At 68.0% G+C, this 18,747-nt stretch carries 13 protein-coding genes and 1 pseudogene; 8 read left to right on the forward strand and 6 right to left on the reverse strand.

Features of this window, described 5'->3' with window-relative positions:
• Positions 1–49: 49 nt before the first annotated feature.
• Positions 50–2,176 (forward strand): ATP-binding protein, encoded by a 2,127-nt coding sequence (locus tag D7Y21_RS14715; protein ID WP_121713904.1) that lies wholly within the window; start codon positions 50–52, stop codon positions 2,174–2,176.
• Positions 2,173–3,513, forward strand: a complete 1,341-nt coding sequence (locus D7Y21_RS14720) for a sigma-54 dependent transcriptional regulator (protein WP_121713890.1) — start codon at positions 2,173–2,175, stop codon at positions 3,511–3,513. The genes D7Y21_RS14715 and D7Y21_RS14720 overlap by 4 nt, the downstream gene beginning before the upstream one ends.
• Before the next feature lie 88 nt (positions 3,514–3,601).
• Here D7Y21_RS14720 and D7Y21_RS14725 read toward each other — a convergent pair whose 3' ends face one another.
• The gene (locus D7Y21_RS14725; protein WP_120562823.1) at positions 3,602–4,096 is read right to left on the reverse strand and encodes a hypothetical protein; all 495 of its coding nucleotides are present in this window, start codon (positions 4,094–4,096) and stop codon (positions 3,602–3,604) included.
• A 598-nt stretch (positions 4,097–4,694) separates the two neighbouring features.
• Here D7Y21_RS14725 and D7Y21_RS43635 point away from each other — a divergent pair.
• The gene (locus D7Y21_RS43635; protein WP_158619236.1) at positions 4,695–5,060 is read left to right on the forward strand and encodes an HNH endonuclease; all 366 of its coding nucleotides are present in this window, start codon (positions 4,695–4,697) and stop codon (positions 5,058–5,060) included.
• A 194-nt stretch (positions 5,061–5,254) separates the two neighbouring features.
• Here D7Y21_RS43635 and D7Y21_RS14735 read toward each other — a convergent pair.
• Positions 5,255–6,088: pseudogene (locus tag D7Y21_RS14735) on the reverse strand (DUF6444 domain-containing protein); the annotation flags it as partial.
• Between the two features lie 92 nt (positions 6,089–6,180).
• On the opposite strand from D7Y21_RS14735, the gene D7Y21_RS14740 reads away from it, so the two are divergent.
• Complete coding sequence (locus D7Y21_RS14740) at positions 6,181–6,441, forward strand: hypothetical protein (RefSeq protein ID WP_199724241.1); 261 nt, start codon at positions 6,181–6,183, stop codon at positions 6,439–6,441.
• A 221-nt stretch (positions 6,442–6,662) separates the two neighbouring features.
• On the forward strand, positions 6,663–9,947 hold the full coding sequence (locus D7Y21_RS14745) for a hypothetical protein (RefSeq protein ID WP_147469282.1): 3,285 nt from the start codon (positions 6,663–6,665) through the stop codon (positions 9,945–9,947).
• Between the two features lie 12 nt (positions 9,948–9,959).
• On the opposite strand, the gene D7Y21_RS14750 is transcribed toward D7Y21_RS14745, so the two are convergent.
• Together D7Y21_RS14750 and D7Y21_RS43330 are read right to left on the reverse strand one after the other, a co-directional pair.
• Complete coding sequence (locus D7Y21_RS14750) at positions 9,960–11,252, reverse strand: OprO/OprP family phosphate-selective porin (RefSeq protein WP_121713894.1); 1,293 nt, start codon at positions 11,250–11,252, stop codon at positions 9,960–9,962.
• Positions 11,253–11,380: 128 nt separating this feature from the next.
• Positions 11,381–11,512 carry a hypothetical protein gene (locus D7Y21_RS43330; RefSeq protein ID WP_255427321.1) on the reverse strand — a complete coding sequence of 44 codons (132 nt, stop codon included), beginning with the start codon at positions 11,510–11,512 and terminating at the stop codon, positions 11,381–11,383.
• 270 nt (positions 11,513–11,782) lie between these two features.
• On the opposite strand from D7Y21_RS43330, the gene D7Y21_RS14755 reads away from it, so the two are divergent.
• Positions 11,783–11,965 (forward strand): hypothetical protein, encoded by a 183-nt coding sequence (locus tag D7Y21_RS14755; RefSeq protein WP_120562818.1) that lies wholly within the window; start codon positions 11,783–11,785, stop codon positions 11,963–11,965.
• Between the two features lie 62 nt (positions 11,966–12,027).
• Positions 12,028–13,329 (forward strand): hypothetical protein, encoded by a 1,302-nt coding sequence (locus D7Y21_RS42695; RefSeq protein WP_233612107.1) that lies wholly within the window; start codon positions 12,028–12,030, stop codon positions 13,327–13,329.
• Positions 13,330–13,359: 30 nt separating this feature from the next.
• Here the strand turns inward: D7Y21_RS42695 and D7Y21_RS14770 are convergent, their stop codons facing one another.
• Positions 13,360–14,493, reverse strand: a complete 1,134-nt coding sequence (locus D7Y21_RS14770; RefSeq protein WP_147469283.1) for a hypothetical protein — start codon at positions 14,491–14,493, stop codon at positions 13,360–13,362.
• A 71-nt stretch (positions 14,494–14,564) separates the two neighbouring features.
• Between D7Y21_RS14770 and D7Y21_RS14775 the strand changes: the two genes are divergently transcribed.
• Positions 14,565–16,835 carry a kelch repeat-containing protein gene (locus tag D7Y21_RS14775; RefSeq protein WP_121713898.1) on the forward strand — a complete coding sequence of 757 codons (2,271 nt, stop codon included), beginning with the start codon at positions 14,565–14,567 and terminating at the stop codon, positions 16,833–16,835.
• On the opposite strand, the gene D7Y21_RS14780 is transcribed toward D7Y21_RS14775, so the two are convergent.
• Positions 16,823–18,747, reverse strand: a 1,925-nt coding sequence (locus tag D7Y21_RS14780) for a peptidase domain-containing ABC transporter (RefSeq protein ID WP_147469284.1), incomplete at its 5' end; no start/stop codon positions are given. The genes D7Y21_RS14775 and D7Y21_RS14780 overlap by 13 nt on opposite strands.

Raw genomic sequence — 18,747 nt, forward strand, 5'->3', positions numbered from 1 at the left:
TGCACGTCGATGCGAGGAATCATAGAGTGAGGTGCGCTCGTCGCGCGCCATGCTCCCGTCCTCCTCGCCCTCTCACCTCCTCCGGATTCTCGCCGTCGCCGCCGCGTGCGCGGTGCTCATGGGCCTGGTCGCGGCCTGGAGCGAAAGCCAGTCAGCGGGTGTCCGCATCGCCCTGCTGGCGGTGAGCGCGTTCGTGCTGGCGGCGGTGGGCGCGGGGGCCGCGCTTCGCTCGCGGGCCCGGAGCGAGCGCGAGTGCGCCCGGCTGCTCGACAAGGCGGATGACGCGCGGGCGCTGCGCGACGCGGTAATGGACATCACGCCGGTGGGCTTCGCGTTCTACGACCGCGACCTGCGCTACGTGCACGTCAACGCCGCGCTCGCCGCGATGAACGGACTGCCGGCGGACGCGCACCTGGGCCGCCACGTCTCGGAGGTGCTGCCGGCGCTGGGCACGGCGCTCGCGCCCCGGCTCGCCCGCGCGCTGGAGTCGGACGCCCCCCTGCAGGACCTCAGCCTCCAGGTGGAGACGCCCGCCGCGCCCGGCGAGACGCGCTTCTGGTTCGGGAGCTACTCGCGCGTGCGCGGCTCGGGCGGCGCGGTGCTGGGCGTCATCGCGTCCCTGTCGGAGGTCACCGAGCGGATGCGCGCGGAGGCGTCCCTCCAGGAACACGAGGGGCGCCTGGATGTGCTCACCCGGTCGCTGCCGGACTACCTGTGGGGTGGAAAGCTGCGGGACGGCGTGTTGCGTGACTTCTATTGCACGCCCGTCGTGGAGCGCACCACCGGCTATCCGGCCAGCGCCTTCACCGGCGGCGGTCCCGAGGGCACGCCCTCGCCGCTGTGGGCGGAGATGATCCACCCGGAGGACCGGACGCGTTATCGCGAGTGCATCGAGTCGCTGGCCCCGAGCACGGAGGTGGAGATTGAACACCGCATCATCTGCGCGGACGGGCGCGTGCGCTGGGTGCGCAGCCGCGCGGCGGCCTCCGGCCTGGATGCCCGGGGCGGCGTGCACCTGGGCTGCGTCGTCACGGACGTCACCGACCGGCGGCTCGCGGACGATCTGCGCCAGCGATTGAACGACAGCTTCCGCCGCTCCGCGACGGAGTGGAGCCGCACCTTCGACGCGGTGTCCTCGCCGCTGCTGGTGCTGAGCGCGGAGGGCATCATCCACCGGCTCAACGACGCGGCCCGCGTGCTCTTCCGGGAGGCGGACCCCTCCGGCCAGCCGCTCTCCGCGACCGCCGGGGCGCCGCCCTGGTCCAGCGCGGGTCCGCTGGTGGAGGAACTGCGCGCGACGCACGGCCGCACCAGCCACGAGGTGCACGACACGGAATCCGGGCGCACCTGGGAGGTATCGGCCGCCTGGGTGGACGAGAAGGCCAGTGAGGACCCTCGCATCATCCTGGTGGCCACCGAAGTCACGCGGTTGCTGGAGCTGCAGGCCCACGTGCGCCGCGGTGAAACGATGGCCGCCATGGGCGCCATCGTCGCGGGCGTGGCCCACGAGGTGCGCAACCCCCTCTTCTCCATCTCCGCCGTCGTGGACGCGGTGGAGGCCACCTACGGCGCCCGGCCGGAGTTGAAGCCCTACCTGGACGTGTTGCGTGGCGAGGTGCGCCGCCTCACCCACCTCACCCAGGAGCTGTTCGAGTACGGCCGCCCCACGCGGGGCGAGTGGACGGACGGCGCCGTGGGCGCGGTGGTCTCCGAAGCCCTGTCCGCCTGCACGCTCACGGGCGACAAGGCGGCCGTGAGGCTCGAGCGCGAGGTGTCCGACGCGCTGCCCCCGGTGCGCATGGACGCGCGCCGCCTGTTCCATGTCTTCCGCAACGTGGTGGAGAACGCCGTGCAGCACTCCCCCCAGGGCACTACCGTTCACGTGACGGCGGAGGCCGTGGAGGAGGCGGGGCGCCCCTGGGTGCGCTGCACCGTCCACGACGGAGGGCCCGGTTTCAAGAGCGAGGACCTGCCCCACGTCTTCGAGCCCTTCTTCAGCAAGCGTCGAGGAGGGACCGGGCTGGGGCTGTCCATCGTCCAGCGCATCCTGGAGGAGCACCAGGGGCGCATCCGCCTGTCCAATCACCCCCAGGGAGGCGCGGAGGTGACCATCCTGCTGCCCGCCCTTTCCCCCGCCGGTAGCACCGGCCCAACTCCGCAGTCACAGGTGTCATGACCCGCACCCGCATCCTGCTCGTGGACGACGAGCCCGGCGTCCGTCTGGGTATGAAGGGCTACCTCACCCAGCACGGCTTCGACGTGGATGAAGCCACCAGCGTCGCCGAGGCCCAGGAGGGCTTCCGCGCGCACCGGCCCGATGTGGCCGTCATCGATTACCGCCTGCCGGACGGCACGGCGCTGGAGCTGTTGCCCCGGCTCAAGGAACTGGACGCGGCGGTGCCCCTGGTGGTGCTGACCGGGCACGGCTCCATTGAGTTGGCGGTGCAGGCCGTGAAGGAAGGCGCCGAGCAATTCCTCACCAAGCCGCTGGAGCTAGCGGTGCTCAAGGTGGTGCTGGAGCGGCTCGTGGCCCAGCGGCGCGAGCGGCAGCGGCTCTTGGCGGACCGCTCGCGCGCGGTGCGCACGCAGGTGGACCCCTTCCTGGGGAACAGCCCCGCCATCCGCGCGCTGCGCGACCAGGCGGAGCGCGTGCGCGACAGCGACAGCCCGGTGCTCGTCACGGGCGAGACGGGCAGCGGCAAGGGCGTGCTCGCGCGCTGGCTGCATGAAGGTGGACCGCGCAAGGAGTCCCCCTTCGTGGACCTGAACTGCGCGGCGCTGTCCAAGGACCTGCTGGACTCGGAGTTGTTCGGCCACGAGAAGGGCGCCTTCACCAGCGCGGTGGCCGCGAAGCAGGGCCTGCTGGAGGTGGCGGACCGAGGCACGCTGTTCCTGGATGAGATTGGCGACATGGACGTGGCCGTCCAGCCCAAGCTGCTCAAGGTGCTGGAGGAGCAGCGCTTCCGGCGTCTGGGTGACGTGAAGGACCGGCGCGTGGACGTGAGGCTCGTGGCCGCCACGCACCAGGACCTGCAGGTGGCCGCGCGAGAGAAGCGATTCCGAAGCGACCTGTACTTCCGCATCAGCACGCTCCTCCTGCACGTGCCGCCCCTGCGCGAGCGCGCGGAGGACGTGCCGGTGCTCGCGAGTCACTTCCTGGCGGAGATGGGCGCGCACCGGGGCCGCGGCCAGGTGGAGCTGGAGCCCGACGCGGAGCGGGCCCTGATGGCCTACAGCTGGCCGGGCAACATCCGCGAGCTGCGCAACGTGCTGGAGCGCGCGGTGCTCTTGTCCGGCACGTCGCGACTGTCCCGCGGCGCCCTGCGCTTCGAGTCCCTGCTGCCCGCGGAGGAGCCGCTGGGCGAGGACCTCACGTTGGAGGAGCTGGAGCACCGCCACATCGAGCGCGTGCTGGCGCGCGAGGGCGGCCACGTGGAGCGCGCGGCGACGAAGCTGGGCATCTCCCGCAGCTCGCTCTACGCGAAGCTCAAGGGATGGCAGCACAAGGGGTGAGAGTCCCCTGGGCATGATCCGCTTCAGTGGGCTCCACGTCTCATTGAGTTCGTGGAGCCCCCGCCCGGCGCGAAGGAACGGTAAACGCCTAGCGCGCCCATGGGGCACTTGTCTTCCATCCGGCCATCCGCCTGATGTGTTGAATTTCTTTTAGGTTTTCCTTTCGCACGGGGTGGGCTTTACGCAGAAAGAGCAAGTGCCGCTCTGCTTCATCCAGCTTCCGCCGCGCCCTCTCTGACTGGCCGGGAAACTGCTTGATGGTCAATGCAAAAATACACGCCACGTGGGCTCGCCTTGCTGGATTGTCGTAGCCCAGCTTCTCAGTGCGACGCAACGCGCGGCTGAATTCAGCCCAGGTGCACTCGCGCCCGTAAGCGCCCAGCAGAATGTCTTCGGCCGTCCTTCGCTTGATGACAAGCTGCTCTTTCGGCGTCTTGGCCTTGCGCAGCCATGCTCGCTGGTGTTCCAGAAATGTGCGCTCGAACTCCGCAAAGGTCGCCTTTGACAAAGAGAGGTGAAGCCTACCGCTCTCCAGTGCGCCAATGGGCTCGCGTCCTGTTTTCTGCGACTGGCGGTTTCTCATCCTCCTGGACACCTTTTTCCGTTGGCAGAGCTGGGCCAAAAACCTCTGCGCGTGCAGTATTCGTAACAGGCTTTACATTGCGTCTCACTGTGGACGCGGCCGGGCGTTTTTCCGCCCCCTTTGTCTACGCACCTATCGTAGTGTGGCTCGCATATTTCTGATCGCCAGCGTTCTCTCTCCGCAGGTGTTGGTAACTCTTCTGCGCTTGCGGGGTCCGTAGCCCCCGGCGGCGGGAGGAGGATGGGAGGTTGAGGCGATCTTACAGGCGCTTCAGCTCCGCAACTCTCTGGGCTGTACGGATGCCTCTTGAGGCAACAGGAAATAGTAGAATCGCCTTGGTTGCACTCAGCTTGCGCCAAGGCAAACGTCGTCCGGCCTATTCCATGAGAGTTGGCGGAAGTACAGCCGAAGGAAAACAATAGTGCTGCGGCTGCCAAGAGCGAGGCGAAGTGCGCTCGGGCTGGTCTATCTGCCATTGAATCCCGCATAACTGCCTCACCATCGAGTAACTCAGCGAACTGGGAATACCAAAACACCTGACACAGGGAATCCACGCCGAAGACCGCCCCCAATACCGGAGGCCGTCCTAAACAAAACCGTGCACGAAAGCGCATGGGCGTGCAGCGCTTGCGGAGACGGCAACGTCTCGGTCATTCTCCACCACATTGACGAGTGGTCCGACTCCAGAAATCACGACGAGTCCAATCTAATTACACCATGCCTCAACCATCATGGCAAGGAACATACAAAGCGCGAACTTGGACAGAACCTGACTCCAAGCCGACTTCGCGAAGCCAAGGCACCATTGAATACCAAAGTGACCCCAAAGAGAGCCACAGCCATCCTTCAGCCCGCCAACGAGATGACATATGCAGCCTGGGATTACCTCAATCACACCCGGCTCCCACAATGCCTCCAACTGGCAGGCATCGACGTCTCCCTTCAACAGCCCATGCACCAATGACTGCGGGGCCTTGGCGCAATAGATGAAGACGGCACGGCCCGCATTCCTGGCGGCAAAGATCCAGCAAAACATCATGTAACCGTTCACCGGCTCATGCTGCGTTCGCGAACTGAGGGGCCTCCGCGAGAGGCAGCAGCGAGGGTGGCAGTAGGCCCCAACGGTGCGTGCGCAGCGTGTCCGTCAGGAAGTCCAGCCAGCAGGGCTTGGGCCACCTTGCCGCTACGGTTTCGCGCGATGTGGAACACCACCACCCGGGCCGTGGCTGCCACCCACAGCCAGGCACGATGGCTCCGGCCTTCCTTGCGCCCCTCCACCCATCCCCTCTCGTCCGCGTGGGCCTTGTCGGCCGCCTGCACATACGCGCGGGCCCCGGCTACTGCTGGGGCCAGCGCGTCGGTCATCTCCGCTTCGAGATTCACCACGCTGCCCACCGACACGTCCACGCCCAGCATGTCCGAGAGGGCGTCTTTCACCAGCCGTCTGGACAGCCGGTACTTGCCCACCAGCAGACTCGCCAGCGCGCCCAGTCGCTCGCCGAAGGCGCTGCGCGCGTGCGCGGGCACGGGCGCCCGCGTCAGCGTGCCGCACGCGCTGCACGCCAGCGCATGGCTGCGGTACTCGGTGACGATGGCCGACAGCGGCGGCACCTCCACCACCTGGTGGCGGCGCGGCTCGCAGTCCCTGCCCACCAGCCGCCGCCGACAGCCCTTGCACTGACGGGGCACCAGCTCGACGACGTGCTGCACTGCCTCGGGCGGCAGCAAACGCCGCGCGTGCTTCTTGTGCCCTGGCTGGCCACCGGGGCCGCGGCCCGTGCGCTTCTTCGGCGGGCGCGGGGTACCAGGCGCATCCGAGGAGGGCGGCTTCGAGGAGTTGCTCGAATTGAGATTCAGCCGATCCTTCAACTGCCGGTTCTCTTCACGCAACTGCCGGTTTTCTTCCTCCAGGTGCGCGATGCGCTCGAGCGCCGCTTCCAGCAGCGCATCCAGCTTCGCAATTCGCACGTCCCTGGGGTCGAGTTCCGCCACGAGTGGCGGTGTGCCACTCCGCGGCCCCGCCGTCGAGCGCCGCCCCGCCCACCGTCCGCTGCCCGGCAGTCCCTTCAAGCAGCCTCCAGCCGGTGAACGAGTTCGAGGCGAGGGCCGTGTTCCACGCACGGATGCCTGTCTTTGTCGCACCAGCCATCGGGCTGTTCGCGGACCAGCTCGGCATCGACATCGGCGCGAGCACCACCGCGGAGCGCACCCGGGCCTACGTCAACGCGTTCTTCGACCAGCACCTGCGCGGCTCTGGCCGCAGCCACTGCTGGCCACGCCCTCGCCGTGGTACCCCGAACTCATCTTCTGCCACTGAGCACACGAAAGCGGCGCGCACTTCATGAAGTAGCATTGCGTCTTGAAACGCTGGACGCCTACCACTGCCCTGCCCTCGTCTGTCCTGCCTGATCATGGATCAGCGCGAGCATCCCGGGCTGCGCCAACCCAGGCGGGTGGAGCTGGACTCAACCCCTCGTCCCGCCACGCATTTGACATTCAATACACATACTCCGTATACGCCGCCCGTCTGTCGCAAACCCACTGTCAGTGAAGGCCCGGTGACCTGGTGATTTTGAAACTCGGAAGACTTTCCACGGTCCTCGCATGTCTGGCGGGGCTGGTCGCATGTGAGGAGCGAGCGCCAGAGGAGGGCTCCGGTGACTTCTTCGCCCAGAAGGAAGCCGCGCTCGACGCAGGGGGCGTGGTGGAGCTGGAGTCGAACGTGCTCCAGGGATCGGTGCGACTCACCAACATGAATCCGCAGGTGCTGGCGCTGCTGGCGACGGACTCGTGGATCCACGGCTCCAACAGCGTTTCCGTATCCAGCACATCGCCTCCGGGCTTCAGTGCCACCACCAGTTCCACCGTGCGGGTCAGCCCCTCGGAGTTCCGCTTCGAGATGCAGGTCGAGGCAGGGGCTGGCGGCAACCCGGGCGTCGTCTACAACCTCAGCGCCAGCCGGGGGACCTACGCCATCCCTGTCATGTCCGGGGTGACGGTCCGGCCCGTCGAGGTGCAGCCCGCCCCCACGGAAGTCACGGTCCAGAGCTGCATTGGCGTTGTCCAGTTCCAGTTCGGAACGGATGCGACCTGCCAGACCCTGACGGCGGTCAGGGACGTCCGGCTCGACGGCGGCCTGTATCTGTCGGATTGGGGCGCGGGGCGCTACATCCACTACGTGGCGGGCGGCACGAGCCAGACCGCCTCGCTCGCCTACAGCGTCAGTACCTCGACGGGACCGGTGAGGAGCACGTATCCCGTGCAGCTCGCCGCGGGTTGCGATGAGATCGTCCAGGCGTGCATTCCCGTGGGGACTCCCGTTCCCCCCGCGCTCGGCGGCCTGACCGGTGCCTTCGAGATCCACGGGGAGACCGCCTCCTCCAAGAGCATCTATTTCGGTGGGCCCGCCCAGGCGCACACCCTGAACCTGCCCGGCGGCTGGTCTCCCGTGAACGATGCCGGGAGCTGGTGGACGAGCCCCAACCTCACCGTCGGCACCTATTCAACGTATGCCAGGGCCAGCCTGCGCTCAGGGCGGAACTTCACGCAGGTCAACACGCCCTATTACGCCTTCCCGGTGTCCGTCACCGAGGGCCCACCGATGCCGCTGACGCGGCAGGTGAATGGGCAGACACGCCACGCCTATGACATGCACCCCGCCTATTTCTACGGCTCCGTCCATCTGGCGGACCCCTTCATGCGCCAGCATCCGGGGGCCTGGAGCTCGCTCCAGGCGCTCTACTTCGAGGGGGATCACGACAGCAATGGCGATGGCGTGCCCGACTCCACGGCCATTGGAAGCAGGGGCACCTACTTCCATACGACCGGTTCGGGCGGTTCCAGCCACACCGCCTTCCCCGGCACCTTCGACGCGAACCTGGGCGAGCTGGTCTCCACGTATGAGCAGGTGTTGCCCCTGACCTTCGACCTGCTGGTCCTGGACTGGACCCAGCACAAGCTCGCCCTGAGCTTCTGGTCCGAGCCGACCGGCAGCGGCCCCTTCACCACCCGGCCTGGGCTGTATGACCCGGCGCGCTTCCGCTACGGGGCGCTCGCACTGCGCTCAACGATTGATGGCGCCAGGAGCGCCCGGCTCAATCCTGAACAGCGCTTGCGCATCAACCACGAGTACTGCTTCAACGAGGTGCAGATCCAATACACCTCCACCACGGGCCGCTTCTTCAATCCCTTCGCGGACGTGTCCGGCAGCTACACCGGCAGGGATTGGCGCAACCAGCCAGCGGCCTACGTGGCTTCGGGAACCGCCTACGGGACGCCCGCGGTCTGGAACACGCCGAATCCCGCCTCGTACGCGCAGACGAGCGGGCAGATCTCCATGGCACTCCCCCAGGGAACCTTCACCCTCCAGCCCGGCGCCTTCATGGTGAGCGACTCGGGCGCGGTGAACAAAGCCAGCTTCGCGCCCATCGGTGTGACGCTGGGGTGTGGACAGCGGCTCAAGCTGGTGCCTCCGCTGTCCGTCAGCCTGGCCTCGCTGGCGGGATGCGCCGCATCGGATTCCAAGCAGGTCTCCGGACAGGTGAAGAGCCGGCCCGCCCAGGTGGACCGCGTCTGGTACCGGCTCAACGGAGGGCCGGACGTCACGCTCTGCACCGACTGCGGCTTCGACCCGACCTTCTCCTTCCAGGTGCCGTTGCAGGCCTGCGACAACAGCATCCAGGTCTTCGCCTTCACCGAAGGAATGAGCGAGCCCGCGAGCGCCATCGAGCAGCTCGTCTGGGATGATCCGGCGGACGGTCCGAGCTGCCCCGGAGCCTTCTGTGTCAACCAGCCCCCGGTGGCCCGCTGCAAGGGCATCATCGTTCCCGCCAACAGCGCGTGCAGCGGCTGCGGCTCGGTGGATGACGGCTCCTTCGACCCGGACACGGGCGACACCGTGAACTGCGTGCAGACCCCTGGCTGTCCGCACGCGCTGGGCTCGCATACGGCGACGCTGACGTGCACGGACAGCAAGGGACTCGGCTCGTCGTGCACGGCCAGCGTGACGGTGCGGGACACGCAGCCGCCCACCCTCACCTGCCCCGCGCCCATCACCGTCCAGGGCACGGGCCCGGAGGGCGCCCTGGTGACGCCGGGCGTGGCCACCGCGGAGGACTCCTGCGCGCCGCCCCAGGTCTCCGGCCCCGCGGCTGGCATGTACCCGGTGGGCACCACGCCGGTGACGTACACCGCCACGGACGTCGGCGGGAATCAGGTGCAGTGTGTCTCCACCATCCAGGTCACGGAGCCCCCGCCGGACGACACGCTGAACGTCACGATGTGCAACCTGCCGCGATACACTCGGGAGACGACCCTCATGGCCTGCGGTTGGACCACGCCCCGTCCCGGCGGCGCACCCGTCACCCAGGCCTCCTTCCAGGTGGACGGGGGCGCCCCCATCCCCGTGACGCCGGACCTCAGCGGAGGCTTCGTCCTCACCTTCCTGAACCTGGGGGAAGGCCCCCATGTCGTGGAGCTGACCGCCACCGATTCGAGCGGTGCCGTCACGCGAAAGCAGCTGCCGGTGACGGTGGACCTCACGCCTCCCGTCCTCGCCATCCTCGCTCCGCGGGGGGACGAAACGCTCTCCAGTCCCCTGGTGACCGTGACCGCCTCCGTCCAGGACGCCACGCCCACGCGTGTGACGACGCAGTGGCTGGAGACCACCATGCTGGACAGCGGCACGGGCACGGTCAGCCACACGGTGGACCTGGTCAACCGGGGATCCGTCCCGCTGCTGGTGCGCGCCACGGATGCAGCGGGAAATGAAACGCAGGTCGTGACGCAGGTGCACATCGGGCCTGCTCCGGGCCTGACGCGCCTTCAGGAATCCGCCGGGGGACCGCGGTAGACGGCCCGTGTCTCAGAACGCGACCTGGAACCGGGACATCACGACGTTCTCCGCTTCCCTGTCACCGTCCAGGGCCCCGCCCACGTACGTCGTGTGGTGATAGTTCAACGCGACGCGCACGCGCCGGTTGAAGGCGAAGAGGGCGGCGACACCGAAGCCGCGGGCCTGGCTCACGGAGACGGTGGGGTCCGCGAAGATGGGGAACGCGTCGTTGTCCATGTCCAGGCCCTGGTAGCGCACGGAGAGCTCCAGCGCGCCGCCCTTGCCTGTCTTGGGATCGAAGGGGCGGTGGGGCTTGGGGCCCGTGAAGGACGCTTCCCCGCCCAGCACATACGACGCATAGGCCTGCCACGCGTGGTGGCGCAGGCGCGCGCGCTGGTCACCGACGCTCACCTCCTGGGACGACAGGACGTACTCCGCGAGGAGCCCCACCGGGCCCCAGTAGAAGTAGCCCTGGGGCGACAGACGCACGTGCTCGCCGTCCGCGACGACGGTCGGTCCGGTCGTCCCATTGTTCAGGAAGCTGAAGATGATCTCCTGGCCGGTGCTGCGCTGCGGCACCAGGCCGGTATTGGAGGTGGTGGAGGAGGGCGTGCCGAACTGGAGGCCCCGGGAGACGGCGACGCCCAGGCCCAGGCCCTGGAGCGCGGAGTTCGTATCGCCCTTGAAGGGCTGGGCGAAGACGCGGGCCACCAGGTCGAAGCTGTCGTCGGTGTTGACGTCGATGCTGGCGCCGTCGGGATCGCCGTTGACCACCGCGAACGCATAGCTGAGGCGCCCCCCGGCGATGTCGCCGTACAGCTGCAGGCCGGCGTCGCGGACGGGGACCAGGTCGAAGGTGAGCGAGCGTTCGATGAAGGGGACGTCCGTGTTGGCCTGGAGCAGCTCCAGCCCGAAGGGCGTCTTGAAGCGGCCGGCGCGCAGGCGGAGCCACTCGACGGGGCGCAGGTCGATATACGCGTCCTGGATGAGCGGCTGATTGACGCCGAAGTCCGGCATGATCCGGAAGTCCACGAAGCCGAAGAGCGTCCCGTCCAGGAAGGGGCGCAGGCGGCGGATGAGGAACGTGTTGTTGGCGCTCCGGTCCGAGTCCGCAATGTAGAAGCGGCCATCCCCCTGGAGCTGTCCGCGGATCTTCAGCACGAAGGCCTTGTCGGCGGTGGAGAAGATGTAGCCCTCCTCGGAGAGCTGAATGCTGGGGGGCTCCGGGGGCTTTTCGGGCTCGGTCGCCTGGGCGCGGGCCGGGGGCGCGGAGAGCAACAGCAACCCCAGGGTGGCGAGGTGGGCGGCGGAGAAGGCGGACACGCGGGACCTTTCAGGCGAGGGGCGCCAGGGCTGGAGGGGGCGCCGGGCGTGCACCCTCTCCGCGTGCAGGTGATGCTGTCAAGAATCGCCGGGCGGGCGTGTTGTCACCTTCACTTGCCGGATCCGGATCAGTGGGGATCCGCCTGGTAGCCGCTGGGAATGAAGAAGCGCTCCGCCCGTTGCGCACCCACCTGGATGTCCGTCAGCTCCCGAAACATGACCGGCCGGGGATTGACCGTCCCGGAGGGCTTGGACAACACGCAGGCCGCCACCTACATCCTGGTGCCGGATGGGCTTGCCAACGACGCGCTCAAGGGTGCGGTGACACACGAGCTGATGCACGCCATCCAGTGGTCCTACAAGACGAAGGGCCCGCAGCCCCGTTACGGATGGATCCGCGATGCGACCGCGAACTGGGCCATCGACCAGGTGTATGGACAAGCGCTGCAGCTCGAGCACGACTACGCCGACAGGACTGGCTGTCGCACGCCTCGCGCTCGTACACGTCGGCGATTGGTGATGGACGCATCGTGGACATCGCCGTCAGCGGTGGCCCGGACTGCCGGGGCCCGGAGAAGGATGCCCCCGGGAACATCCTCTTCACGGACTCGGGTTCACCGCCGCTCGCGAAGCCCAATGGTGAGCTGTCCGGGACGTTCCCCTACGCGGACGCCACCTTCACCTGGACGCTGCAGCCGCGGAGCGAACCCTGAGGCATGCTGGGGCGGGCGTCGCTCGGGTTTACGCGTCCCGAGCGCGCGTGAGACAAGGCCCCATGCCCGACTGGAAGCGGTTGCAGAAGCTCAATGGCGGGGATCCCATCTGGTACTCGGATCCCCAGCTCGACACGAAGGACGAGGTCTGGCTCTACAACCAGGGCGGCGCCCTGCGTGTCTGGAGCGAGGGCACGCTCACCCGGGAGGACCCGAACGTCTTCCAGGGGCTCGCGCCCGTCGAGCAGCGGCACACCCTGTACCGGCTCAGCACCCTGCTCCACGTCGATGTCGAGGTGCGTGGCGCGCAGTCGCTCGTCTGCCGAGGGACGCTGAACGGCGCGCACCTCGTCTCCCGCATCGAGACCTCCCGCGTCGAAGACCTGCTGGCGCGCTACCGCAAGCTGGGCTTCAAGGACGGCGCGCCGTGGAACGCGACGAAGAAGCTCGTGACTCGCCGCCAGTATCACCGGGCTCCGGACAAGTACTGGGAGGTCCGCGTGGACGGCGAGCATGTCTTCGAGGACTACTCGGAGCAGACGACCCTCGCGAGCCGTGAAGCCGCCCTTGCCCGGGCCGAGCAGCGCGTTCGTGCCAAGGAGAAGGCGGGCTTCGTGCTCCGAAACATCGAGCTCACCGAAGCCAGGTTCTCCAATCCGGAGCCCAAGCCCGCACCCGGCGCGCCCAGGCGTGCGCCCCTGCCCAAGGGGCCCTCCTTCCCGAAGCCCCAGGACGCCTTCGAGGCCGTCGACGTGGCCATCTCGATGCTGAAGGACCTGCACGAGCGCTTTCCCACGGGGCACTTCGTCGCGGAGCAGCTTGATGCCGAGAAGGAGAAGAAGCGCATCGCCACGGCCGAGGAGCATGCGTCCTTCTTCAAGCGCATGCACAAGGCGCGCATCGGTCGTTGGAGGACTGCGAAGCCAGGCAGGCCGAAGAAGCGCGAGTCCAGTTGGGACTACTTCCTGCGCGTGTATGGCTCCATCACCTGGATTGTGGGCAGCGGAGCCGACCAGGACCTGCCCATGTTCCTGTGCGGCAACGTCACCGGCGGAGGCTGGAGCTGCCTGGAGGTGGCGGAGGACCTCTACGCGATGGACGACCTCGTCGAAGCCACCGGAAATACGGACCTGGAGGAGCTCCTCGTGTTCCACGGAGGGTGGCACACCTCCAGGTCCTTCGCGTTCGACCCCCGCGTGGTGTCCGCCACCGGCGAGCTGGCCATCATCCCGTTCGACGAGGGCATGGAGAAGCTCCCCAGGCCCATGAAGCGCGAGCGCGTGCAGCCCTTCGGCCTGTGGCTCCACAAGCGCGTCACCCAGCTCGTTCGCATCGCGGAGCAGAACCTGCGCGAGGCGCTGTGAGCCGCTGACGCCCGAAGCCCCGCTCAAGGGCTACGGCGTGACATCGGAGATGCTGTATGTGAATTCCGTGTCGTAGTAGGTGACGTAGACACCGAACCCCTGGAGGCGACGAAGCGAGAGGAAGTAGCGCGCGGTGGAAGGCGCCGTGAACTCGGCAATCAGACTCAAGCTATCGGGGTCCTCGATGTCCTTCGCGAGGACGGTGCCCTGGGCATCCAGCACCGTCGTGGAGGGATAGAAGGAGAATCCGTTCGAGTTCACCCGGTACGTGTGACCTTCCACGAGGTCCACCGCGAGCACGTCCACATCACCCACGGGCCAGAACGTCACGTCGGTCGTCGAGGGCACCGTCACCACCGTGGCCTCTGGCAGCGCATCCGGATGATCGTCCACTCCGTCGTCCGTCGTCTTGCAGTGATAGTCCCCCACACCTCCCACCCAGGAGAAGACTCGCAGGAAGAGGTCCTCTCCGGTGTCGTTCTCGGCGGACAGCGCTTTCTCCCCGTACCTGGAGCCCGAATAGACAAACGTGTTGAGCACGGTGCCATCCGCCCTCACGATCGCCGATTGGGGGCCTGGGCCGCCCACCCTGACGCCGCAGACCACCCCCAGGATGCGCCCCTTTGGAATGGAGAACCGGAAGACATCCACGTCATCCGGGGCGTTCAAGACGCCGGTGAAGTCCGACGGGACCTCCTTGGAAATGGCGTCCTGTGCCGTGTTGGGCTCGGCGTCCTCGGTCTCGGAGAAGTCAAAGGTATACCGGCCGACCTGGGCCTGCGAAGGGCGGGACGCACCCACGTCCACGATGGCGGTTTCGTCCACTGCCGCACGCCAGGTAGCGTAGCTGAACTCGTAGTTCCCGCTGATCGGGAGGGGCTCCAGCGTTTCCGGATCGAGCCTCCGTACCACACATCCAGACAGGGTGTCCGCCTGGCAGCTGAACCGGTAGAAGTGTCCGGCCTTCGTGGCCAGTTCGTAGCGGACCCGCTGCCCCTCCTCCGTGAGCTCCCCTTCGCCGTGCGTCCCGGGATTCATCACTCCCGACCCGGCGTCCGGAACTGGATCGGGCTTCGCCGGGTCCTTTTCGCAGGACGTCAGCAGCAACCCTCCCAGCAGCAGGGACAGCGCTCGGTAGCGTCGGAAGGAATTCTTCGCATTCATGACGGCCTCACCTTTCATCGGTTGCCCTTGGGTTTCTTGCATCATCTTCCATGTATTGGATTCTTCAAGGCATGCCCCCCTTTAGTCGCATTGCCCTTTTGGCCACCGTACTCCTGCTCTCCCTGGCAGCCTGCAGCGCTCGGCCCGCCGGCTCCGTCCAATTCGCGGCCTCCGTCCAGCAGGCCCTCTCTTCCCAGGAGGTCTCTCGCGTCAAGGTGACGCTCTCCACGGCGGAGATGCCTCCCCGCGTCATCGACCTGGGCCGGTCCAACGGCTCCTGGGGCGGACTCATCGGAGACATCCCCGCTGGCGCCAATCACTCCTTCCTTGCCGAAGCCTTCGACGCCTCCGGCACCCGGCGGTTCCAGGGCCAGACTTCCGGCGTCACCATTGCCGCGAACCAGACCACCACCGTGGTCATCACCCTCCAGGAGCTTGCCCCACCCGCTCCGTATGGCAATGAAGCCCCCCTCATTGACTCCGTCGTCGCCTCCACCACCACGGTCCAGGCTGGCGGCTCACTCTCGCTGACCGCGGCGGCCCATGACCCCAACACCGGGGACACCCTCACCTTTGCGTGGACGGCCTCCAGCGGCACGTTCTCCGCCCCCACGGACGGCGCCTCCTCGTGGACGGCGCCTTCCGCGTCTGGCATCCAAACCCTCGTCTTCACCGTGACGGACTCGCAGGGTGCCGCCGCCTCCGTCTCCCTCGCCGTCAACGTCGTCTCCAGCACCTCCAGCGGCGACGCGGCCATCGACGTCTCCTTCAACCTCTGGCCGGTGGTCTCCAAGGTCTCGGCCTCGCTCAGCCGGCTCGATGCGGGGCAGCCCACTGCCGTCTCCGTCAATGCCTCGGATGCGGATGGCGATGCACTCTCGTACCAGTGGGCCGCGACCTGCCCCGGGACCTGGACGGATGCGACTTCCAGCACCGCGTCCTTCATCCCCTCCTCCGCTCCAGCCAGCGCGTGCAACAACTGCCGACTCACCGTCACGGTGCAAGACAACCGGGGTGGGCAGACCACGGGCTCGCTCAACCTCTGCGTCGCGGCCTCATCCACCGAGCGCTTCGCCCCCCTCTTCACCCAATTCTACCAGTCCGCCACCTCCGCCTCTCCAGGCCAGACGGTGACCTTTGACGTCACGGCCATGGACCCGCAGTCCAGCTCCATGACGTTTGCCTGGACCGCCAACATGGGCTCGCTGTCCGCGGTACAGAGCACCGCCAATACCAGCCAGGTCGCATGGACAGCGCCCTCCTGCGCGGTGACGGGCCCGCCCCCCTCCATCACCGTGGTCGTCACCAATGCCTACGGCATCTCGGCCTCCAAGTCCTTCTCCCCCTCCGGCCTGCAAACATGCGTGACCGGATGGTCCTTCGCGGGCCTCATGGCCACGGGGCGCTACAACCACACCGCCACCCTGCTCGCCTCCGGCAAGGTGCTCGTCGCCGCGGGCTACAATGGCGGCACCTCGTCAGAGGTATACGACCCGGACAGCAACGGCTGGTCCTCCGCGGGCCCCATGGCCATGGGCCGCTTCCATCACACGGCCACCCTGCTGTCCTCTGGCAAGGTGCTCGTCACGGGGGGCTTCAATGGCAGCGCCCTGGCCTCCGCGGAGTTGTACGACCCGGACACCCACGGCTGGTCCTTCGCGGGCCCCATGGCCACGGCCCGCTACCAGCACACCGCCACCCTGCTCCCCTCCGGCAAGGTGCTCGTCACGGGGGGCTACGGCAATGGCGGCGCCCTGTCCTCCGCGGAACTGTATGACCCGGCCACCGACTCCTGGTCCTTCGCGGGCCCCATGTCCATGGCCCGCTACCAGCACACCGCCGTCCTGCTTCCCTCCGGCAAGGTGCTTGTCACGGGGGGCCTCGATGGCAACTCACTGGCCTCCGCGGAGTTGTATGACCCGGCCACCAACGACTGGTCCTCGGTAAGCGCCATGAGCACGGCCCGCTACCAGCACACCGCCACCCTGCTCGCCTCCGGCAAGGTGCTGGTCGCCGGGGGATACACTGGCTACTTCTCCGCCTCGGAGGTGTACGACCCGGCCACCAACGCATGGGCCTCCGCCGGTACCATGGTCACGGGCCGCGCCCTCCACACCGCCACCCTGCTCACCTCTGGCAAGGTGTTCGTGACAGGGGGCTTCAATAGCTACCTGGACTCCACGGAGCTGTATGACCCGGTGACCCACGCCTGGTCCTCCGCGGGATCCATGGCCACGGCCCGCAACCAACACACCGCGACCCTGCTCTCCTCTGGCAAGGTGCTCGTTGTAGGCGGGTTCAATGGCGGCGCCCTCTCCCACACGGAGACCTACGCGCCTTGAGCGCGCACCTTCGTCACCTCGGGGCGTGAGGGCATTTCGAGCTGGGCCTGCACGAGCCGCGTGTAGGCCCCGCCTCGTGCGAGCAGCTCCGCGTGCGTGCCCTGCTCCACGATGCGGCCCTTCTCCATGACAAAGAGGATGTCCGCGCCGGCCACGGTGCTCAGGCGGTGGGCGATGGTGACGCGGGTGCAGGAGAGGGATTGCAGCGCCTGCTGCACGCGCCGCTCGGTGACGGCGTCCAGCGCGCTCGTCGCCTCGTCCAGGAGCAGCACCGAGGGCCGGCGCACCAGCGCGCGCGCCAGGGCCAACCGCTGCCGCTGCCCTCCGGACAGACTGGCCCCCTGGTCTCCCAGGGGCGTGTCGTAGCCCAGCGGCAGCGCGAGGATGTCCTCGTGGATGCCCGCGCGCGTCGCCGCGTCCACCACGGCCGCCAGCGGGATGGACGGATCCGCGAAGGCGATGTTGCTGCGCACCGACGCGTTGAACAGCCGCGTGTCCTGCACCACGATGCCCAGCTGCTGGCGCACCGAGTCGCTCTCCAGCTCCGTCAGGTCCATCCCGTCGAAGAGCACCCGCCCCGCCCCCGGCCGGTACAACCCCAACAGCACGCGCGCCAGCGTGGACTTGCCACCACCGGAGGGACCGACGATGGCCGCCCACTGCCCCGGGGCGATTCTCAGCGTCACGTCCTGCAGGGACGGTGACTCCAGCGCTCCGTAGCGGAAGCGGACGCCCTCCACCGTGATGCCACCCGCCAGCTTCGGCGCGGGCCGCACCTTTCGCGCGTCCTGCTCCGGAGACGTCTCCAGCAGGTCGTCGATGCGCTCCATGTAGCCGCCAGCGAGCTGCAACTGCCCACCCACCGCGACCAGGGAAGCCAGGGGAGCCAGCGCGCCCAGCGCCAGCGCCTGCGCCGTCAGCATCGCCCCCAGCGTCAGCTCACCGCGCAACACCTGCCACAGCCCCGTGCCCAGCAACACCGAGGGCGCTCCCACCTGGAGCCCCGCCGCCAGCGCGTCCACCACGCCCTGGTAGTAGCGCTTGCGCGAAGAGGCATTGAGCTGCCTCGTGTAGAGTTCCTCCCAGTGCCCCACCGCCTGTCCCTGCGCACCCGAGGACTTCAGCACCTCCAAGCCGGACAGCATCTCCACCGTGAAGTCCTGGGACTTCGCCTGCGCGTGCATCTCGCTGGCCAGCAGCTCCTCGCGCCGCCGCCGCGTCAAGAACAGCACCAGCACCTGCGCCGCCGCCACGGCCCCCACCGCCAGGAGCAGCGGCCGGCTCAGGCCCGCCAGCATCCCCACCGAGGAGAGGATGAGCAGCCCGTCCAGCATCACCGCCAGCGTGGCCCCGCCCAGCGCCTCGCGGATGATGGCCAGGCTGTTGATGCGCATCATCAGGTCGCCCGACGAGCGCTGCTGGAGGAACGCATACGGCAGCGACACCAGGTGCCGCACCAACTGGCCCGCCATGCCCACGTCCAGCTCCACGCGCAGCCGCACCAGCAGGACCGAGCGCAGCGACGTGGCCAGGACGTGGCACACCAGCACCAGCCCCACGCCCACCCCCAGCGCCGCGAGCAGGCTCGTGTCCTGCCGTGGCACCACCCGGTCCACCGCCATGCCCGTGAGGAACGGGAGCACCAGCGACAGCACCTGCAGCACCAGCGACACCGCGAAGATGCGTGTCCAGTTGCCTGCGTGCCCGCGCAGCAGGGCTGGCAGGCGGCGCAACAGGGCCGGCCGCGTGTGGCCTCCCCGGAGCGCGGACGTGGGCTCGAACAGCAGCGCCACGCCGGTGAAGGCGTCGCGGAACTCGTCCCAGGACAACCGCCGCCGCCCCAGCGCCGGGTCCACCACGTCCACCCCACCCCGCCACAGCCCGTCGAAGACGACGTAGTGGTTGAACTCCC

Source organism: Corallococcus sp. AB045 (genome assembly GCF_003668895.1).
In the GTDB taxonomy this organism is placed as follows: Bacteria; Myxococcota; Myxococcia; order Myxococcales; family Myxococcaceae; genus Corallococcus; species Corallococcus coralloides.

What these genes read in the sequence shown, in the direction of transcription:
- D7Y21_RS14725 (WP_120562823.1), bottom strand. Translation starts at nt 4,096, where the DNA reads ATGAGAAACCGCCAGTCGCAGAAAACAGGACGCGAGCCCATTGGCGCA.
- D7Y21_RS14720 (WP_121713890.1), top strand. Translation starts at nt 2,173, where the DNA reads ATGACCCGCACCCGCATCCTGCTCGTGGACGACGAGCCCGGCGTCCGT.
- D7Y21_RS14775 (WP_121713898.1), top strand. Translation starts at nt 14,565, where the DNA reads ATGCCCCCCTTTAGTCGCATTGCCCTTTTGGCCACCGTACTCCTGCTC.
- D7Y21_RS14770 (WP_147469283.1), bottom strand. Translation starts at nt 14,493, where the DNA reads ATGAATGCGAAGAATTCCTTCCGACGCTACCGAGCGCTGTCCCTGCTG.
- D7Y21_RS14715 (WP_121713904.1), top strand. Translation starts at nt 50, where the DNA reads ATGCTCCCGTCCTCCTCGCCCTCTCACCTCCTCCGGATTCTCGCCGTC.
- D7Y21_RS42695 (WP_233612107.1), top strand. Translation starts at nt 12,028, where the DNA reads ATGCCCGACTGGAAGCGGTTGCAGAAGCTCAATGGCGGGGATCCCATC.